Annotated in this window: 5 protein-coding genes and 2 pseudogenes; 4 read left to right on the top strand and 3 right to left on the bottom strand. The window is 68.5% G+C overall.

What is annotated here, in order from left to right:
* From GPY60_RS26810 to GPY60_RS26090, 3 genes and pseudogenes are all read left to right on the top strand, one after another.
* Positions 1 to 215 (top strand): annotated as a pseudogene (locus GPY60_RS26810) (PE-PGRS family protein); the annotation flags it as partial.
* Between the two features lie 168 nt (positions 216 to 383).
* Positions 384 to 2,315, top strand: coding sequence for a flavin-containing monooxygenase (locus tag GPY60_RS26095; RefSeq protein ID WP_156690588.1), 1,932 nt, complete (start codon positions 384 to 386; stop codon positions 2,313 to 2,315).
* 4 nt (positions 2,316 to 2,319) lie between these two features.
* Positions 2,320 to 3,402: pseudogene (locus GPY60_RS26090) on the top strand (zinc-binding dehydrogenase); the annotation flags it as partial.
* On the opposite strand, the gene GPY60_RS26085 reads toward GPY60_RS26090, so the two are convergent.
* Both GPY60_RS26085 and dtd read right to left on the bottom strand, forming a co-directional pair.
* The gene (locus GPY60_RS26085) at positions 3,348 to 4,259 is read right to left on the bottom strand and encodes a class I SAM-dependent methyltransferase (protein WP_156690586.1); all 912 of its coding nucleotides are present in this window, start codon (positions 4,257 to 4,259) and stop codon (positions 3,348 to 3,350) included. The pseudogene GPY60_RS26090 and the gene GPY60_RS26085 overlap by 55 nt on opposite strands.
* Before the next feature lie 27 nt (positions 4,260 to 4,286).
* On the bottom strand, positions 4,287 to 4,718 hold the full coding sequence (dtd, locus tag GPY60_RS26080; protein ID WP_156690585.1) for a D-aminoacyl-tRNA deacylase: 432 nt from the start codon (positions 4,716 to 4,718) through the stop codon (positions 4,287 to 4,289).
* Between the two features lie 48 nt (positions 4,719 to 4,766).
* Between dtd and GPY60_RS26075 the strand changes: the two genes are divergently transcribed.
* Entirely contained in the window at positions 4,767 to 5,072 is a 306-nt protein-coding gene (locus GPY60_RS26075; protein WP_156690584.1) for an MTH1187 family thiamine-binding protein, read from the top strand.
* Here GPY60_RS26075 and GPY60_RS26070 read toward each other — a convergent pair.
* Complete coding sequence (locus tag GPY60_RS26070) at positions 5,054 to 5,557, bottom strand: macro domain-containing protein (protein WP_156690583.1); 504 nt, start codon at positions 5,555 to 5,557, stop codon at positions 5,054 to 5,056. The two genes, GPY60_RS26075 and GPY60_RS26070, sit on opposite strands and share 19 nt — an antisense overlap.
* Positions 5,558 to 5,704 lie beyond the last annotated feature (147 nt).

Genomic DNA, 5,704 nt, shown 5'->3' with positions numbered 1-5,704 from the left:
GCGGCAGGTCGGGCTTGCTGCTGGGCGACGGTGGGGACGCGGGCGCCGGCGGGCAGAGCAGCACGGCCGGCGGAAACGGTGGGCACGGCGGCGCTGCCGTCCTGGTCGGCAACGGTGGCAACGGTGGCAACAGCGAACCGCTGCCGACCCCCGGCATCCCCGGCGCCGGCGGCTCGGCCCTGTTGGGCCTGAACGGGAACGACGGGTTGGCCTAGCCGACTTCGGGGGTTATCGGGATGCCGTATCCCGCATCACCCACTGAAACGACAACCCGTGGGCGCGACCTTGATCAGCTCCGGCGGCAGCGGGTAGCGTAGTGCTGCCAATTACGGAACCGCCAGTAGCGTAATTCGGCGACCATGCTCACCGAAAGGATCGGCTCGATGCGCAGCCGCTATGCCGGCGATCCCTTCACCACGCCGACACCCGAAATCGCCGCCGCACTCGAAGATGTCAGCATCCCGACGCTGCTGCTGTCGCTCGTCCACATCACGGGTGACCCCCGGTACATCCGCGAGTTCAAGCAGATGGGCGTCTTCCTCAACGAAGTCCAGGGGTTCATGTCCGAGGAGGACAAGGCCCGGGCCCGCGCCGCGGCGATGACGGTCATCGCCGAGTACCGGGACCGCGGTTGCCCGGAACCTCAGCCGCTGAGCATCGACCTCATCCGGGAGATGATGGACTGGGCCGCCTGCGAACACGTCACGGACGACTATCTGCCGCTGATCCTGGAGGAAATGGACCTCGAGGGCGCCGACCCCCGTCGTCCCGCGCCGGTGCCGGCGCGATCGGCCGCCGCGCTGCCCGTCCTCGTCGTCGGCTGCGGCGAGTCCGGCATCCTGGCCGGAATCCGCCTCCGGCAGGCCGGCATTCCCTTCACCATCGTCGAGAAGAATCCCGGGCCGGGCGGAACCTGGTGGGAGAACAGGTATCCGGGCGCCCGGGTGGACGTCGCCAATCACTTCTACTGCTACAGCTTCGAGCCCAACAACGATTGGACCCACTTCTTCGCCGAGCAGCGCGAGTTGCAGGAGTACTTCACGCACGTGATCGACAAGCACGACCTCGACGAACATGTGCGCTGGGAGACCGAAACCGTCTCAGCCGAGTGGAACGACGACGACGGCCTGTGGAACGTCACGCTGCGGGCGTCCGACGGCAGCACGAACACCGTTGCCGCACGGGCACTCATCACCGCGGTGGGCCAGCTGAATCGGCCGTACGTTCCGGAATTCGAGGGCGCCGAAACCTTCGACGGTCCTTCCTTTCACTCGGCGGCCTGGGACGCCTCCGTCGACCTGACCGGCAAGCGGGTTGCGCTGATCGGCGCCGGGGCGAGCGGGTTTCAGATCGCACCCGCGATCGCCGACCGGGTCCAGCAGCTCACCGTCTTCCAGCGGACAGCGCAGTGGATGTTCCCCAACCCGATGTATCACGACGAGGTCGGTGCGGGCATGCGCTGGGCGATGCGACACCTGCCGTTCTACGGACGGTGGTACCGCTTCCTGGTGCTCTGGCCGGGCGCCGACAAGGGTCTGGACGCCGCGGAAAGCGACCCCGACTATGCCGACTCCGAGCACGCCGTCAGCGACATCAACGCCGCCGCCCAGATGATGTTCTCCCAGTGGATCACCAGTCAGGTGGGCGAAGGGGACGAGCTGCTCGGCAAGGTGATGCCCGACTACCCGGCCTGCGGCAAACGGACCCTGCAGGACAACGGCAGCTGGCTGCGCACGCTGCAGCGCGACAACGTCGAATTGGTGCGCACGCCAATCGAAAAGATCACACCTGGCGCCGTCGTCACGGACGACGGCGTGGCGCGCGAGGCGGACGTCATCATCTATGCCACGGGCTTCCGGCACACTGATGTGCTGTGGCCCCTGAAGGTCACCGGCCGCGACGGCGTCGACCTGCACGCGATGTGGGGCACCCGACCGTACGCGTACCTCGGCATCACCGTGCCGCAGTTCCCCAACTTCTTCATCATCTACGGGCCGGGAACACACCTGGCGCATGGCGGCAGCCTCATCTTCCAGTCCGAACTGCAGATGCGCTACATCGACCAGTGCCTCGAACGTCTGGCCACGGAAAATCTGCATTCGATGGAGCCCAAGCCCGAGGCGGCCGCCGCATGGCATGACCGAACACAAGCGGCCATCAAGACCATGGTGTGGTCACATCCGGCCGTCAAGCATTCCTACTTCAAAAACGCCGACGGCGAGATCCACACCGTCAGCCCGTGGCGGCTCAACGAGTACTGGGCCGCCGTCCGGGCACCGAACTGGTCGAATTTCGTTCTACAGCAAAGAAAGTGAACAGATGCGCACGGTAGTCGTCGACGGCGCCCAGAGCATCCGGCTCGACACCCGCCCCGATCCGGCACTTCCCGGGCCCGACGGAGCGATCGTCGAAGTCGCGGCGGCGGGGATCTGCGGATCGGATCTGCACTTCTACGAGGGCGACTTCCCCCTCGGGGATCCGATGCCACTCGGTCACGAGGCGGTGGGTACCGTCGTCGACGTCGGCCCCGAGGTGCGCGGCGTCGCCGTTGGGGATCAGGTGATGGTGTCGTCGGTCACCGGATGCGGCGCCTGCGCCGGCTGCGCCACGGGCGATCCGGTCATGTGCCACAAGGGCTTTCAGATCTTTGGCGGCGGGGTGCTCGACGGCGCCCAGGCCGACCTGCTGGCCGTGCCCGCCGCCGACTTCCAACTGCTCAAGATCCCCGAGGGGATCACCACCGAGCAAGCGCTGCTGCTCACCGACAATCTGGCCACCGGCTGGGCGGGGGCTCAGCGCGCCGACATCCCGCTCGGCGGCACGGTCGCGGTCATAGGACTGGGAGCGGTCGGGCTGTGCGCGGTACGCAGCGCCCTGTTCCAGGGCGCGGCAACGGTTTTCGCGGTCGATCGGGTGGACGGCCGGCTGCAGCGGGCCGCCGAGTGGGGAGCGACGCCGGTCAAGTCACCGGCTGTCGAAGCGATTCTGGCGGCCACCGGCGGCCGCGGGGCCGACTCGGTGATCGACGCGGTCGCCACGGACGCGTCCATGACCGACGCGCTCAACGCGGTGCGGCCCGGCGGCACCGTCTCGGTCGTCGGCGTGCACGACCTGCAGCCCTTTCCGCTCCCGGCGCTGGGCTGCCTGATCCGCAGTATCACGTTGCGCATGACCACGGCGCCGGTGCAGCGCACCTGGCCGGAACTGATTCCGCTGCTGCAGTCGGGCCGGCTCGACGTCGACGGCATCTTCACCACGACACTGCCTTTGGACGAGGCGGCCAAGGGTTACGCGACGGCGGCGTCACGCTCAGGGGACGACGTGAAGGTCTTGCTGACGCCTTAGGGTCACCGCGTTGCGGTGATGTACTGGGAGTGCATGAAGCTGTCGATACGGGCGTCGACCTCCGGTGGGGTCATCCCATAACCGGCCTGCAGGTCGAGCGTGTTCCGCACCGGCTCGACCGACCAGCCGTGTGCGGCAAGCCGTTCGGCGGGCTCCGTCTCGGGTTCATAGGTCAAAGCGGAGAAATCGACGTCGCCCGACATGTTCACCCCCGGGTGGTCCGCCTCCAGGGCGGCCAGCTGGTCGTGGTCGAGGCGCGACCCCAGCGCGCCGATGGCGATCCGGCTGCCGGGGGCGCTCAGACCGCTGATGCGGGTGAACAGGGTGTTCTGGGCCTCGTCGGTGAGGTAGGGCAGCACGCCCTCCACCGACCAGGCGCTGGGCCGCTCGACGTCGAAGCCGGCGGCCTCCAAGTCCCTCGACCAGTCGGTGCGCAGGTCTGCCGCCACCTCGACCCGGCGCGGCTTGGCCTGGGAGCCGTGCTCATCGAGCACTCGGGACTTGAACTGCAGAACCTTGGGCAGGTCGACCTCGAAAACCGTTGTGCCATCGGGCCAATCGAGGCGATACGCGCGCGAGTCCAGCCCGGCGGCCACGATCACCGCCTGCCGAATACCCGCTTCGCCGGCGGCCCGGAAGAAATCGTCGAAGAACCGGGTCTGAACGCCGTAGAGGCGCGGGAACGCGGTCTCGCCCTCGGACGTCCCCGGGTTGTCCAGCGCGTCGGCCAGATACGGGTCCCGCGACGCGGCGATGAAGAGCTTCGCGTATTCGTCGCGAACCAGCGGTTCGGGGCTGACCGCGTGCAAGGCGCGCCAGCCCGCCACGAGCAAGGCGGTGTAGCCGACGCTGCTGACGATGTCCCACGTGTCGTCGTCGGACCGAAGCGACCCGAACTCGGGAGTGCTGCTCATCGTCACCAACGTACCCGCCGTCGGGTGTCACAGCTCGAGAAGAACCGTCACCGGGCCGTCGTTCACCAACTCGACATCCATGTGTGCACCGAAGACGCCGGTCTCGACGTCGGCGCCCAGCGCTCGCAACGCCTCGGCGAACGCGGCGACCAGTGGCTCCGCCACCGGCCCGGGGGCCGCCGCGTTCCATGACGGCCGGCGGCCCTTGGCGGTGTCGGCGTACAGGGTGAACTGGCTGATCACCAGGATCGGGGCGCTCAGGTCGGCCGCGGACCGTTCGTCGTCGAGAATCCTCAGCTGCCAAAGCTTTTCGGCCAGCCGCTTGGCCTTGTCGGCGTCGTCGCCATGGGTCACGCCGACGAACGCGAGGAGGCCCTGCCCAGCCGGCCGGATCGCGCCGACCACCTCGCCACCGACCGACACCGCGGCCGAGGACACCCGTTGCACCAGAACCCGCATGCGCTCGATGTTGCCAGGGCCGCGCCGAAGTCTCGGTAGGCTAGTCGGGTGTCTGTGCTCGTCGCGTTCTCCGTCACCCCTCTGGGCGTGGGGGAAGCGGTTGGGGAGATCGTCGCCGAAGCGGTTCGGGTGGTTCGCGATTCCGGATTGCCGAACAAGACGGATTCGATGTTCACCGTGATCGAGGGGGACACCTGGGAACAGGTGATGGCCGTCGTTCAGCGCGCGGTCGAAGCGGTGGAGGCTCGGGCGCCGAGGGTCAGCACGGTCATCAAGGTGGACTCGCGCGCCGGGACCACCGACGCCATGACGCAGAAGGTCGCGGCCGTGGAGCGCTACCTGTCCGGCGCCTGAACGGCGGCGCTGAACGCGCGCTCGGCCGCGTCGCCGCGGACGGCGAACACCACCCGCTCGAGCGAGACAGCGCGGTGCGCACGCGCCGCCTCGACCATGAGCCGCGCCGCGTCGTCGAGGGGGAAGCCGCCCACCCCGGTGCCGAAAGCGACGAGCGCCAATGAGCGGCAGCCGAGCTCGTCGGCCTTGGCCAGCGCGGAGCGGGTCGCCCGGGCGATGATCTCGGCCGAGGTGGGGCCGCCCAGCTCCATGGTCGCCGCATGGATCACGTAACGCGCCGGCATGTCACCGGCCGTGGTCTCGACCGCCTCGCCCAGGCCGATCGGCGCCTTCGCCGATGATTCGAGTTGTACCTCCGGTCCGCCCGCCCTGGAGATCGCCGCCGCCACCCCGCCGCCGTGCCGCAGTTGGGTGTTGGCGGCGTTGGCGATCGCGTCGACCTCGAGTTTGGTGACGTCGGCCTGGAGTACCTGCAACTGCACCATCGGGTCATTCTCCCGGCATTGTGTGCTAGCGGAAACCTTCTCTTGCGGGCATCATCGCCGACTACGGGCGACGCGTGGTCGCCGCTGACCGAAGGCGGGACGTCATGACCAACGAAAGAGAGGGCGGCGGGCCGGGCGGATCGGGCG

It is taken from the genome of Mycobacterium sp. Marseille-P9652 (assembly GCF_902652685.1).
Lineage (GTDB): Bacteria > Actinomycetota > Actinomycetes > Mycobacteriales > Mycobacteriaceae > Mycobacterium.
This window is presented reverse-complemented; position numbering and strand designations above follow the sequence as displayed.

Bases quoted from the DNA above. Each gene is read 5' to 3' on its own strand.
- GPY60_RS26095 (WP_156690588.1), top strand. From the start codon at position 384: ATGCGCAGCCGCTATGCCGGCGATCCCTTCACCACGCCGACACCCGAA.
- GPY60_RS26085 (WP_156690586.1), bottom strand. From the start codon at position 4,259: ATGAGCAGCACTCCCGAGTTCGGGTCGCTTCGGTCCGACGACGACACG.
- dtd (WP_156690585.1), bottom strand. From the start codon at position 4,718: ATGCGGGTTCTGGTGCAACGGGTGTCCTCGGCCGCGGTGTCGGTCGGT.
- GPY60_RS26070 (WP_156690583.1), bottom strand. From the start codon at position 5,557: ATGGTGCAGTTGCAGGTACTCCAGGCCGACGTCACCAAACTCGAGGTC.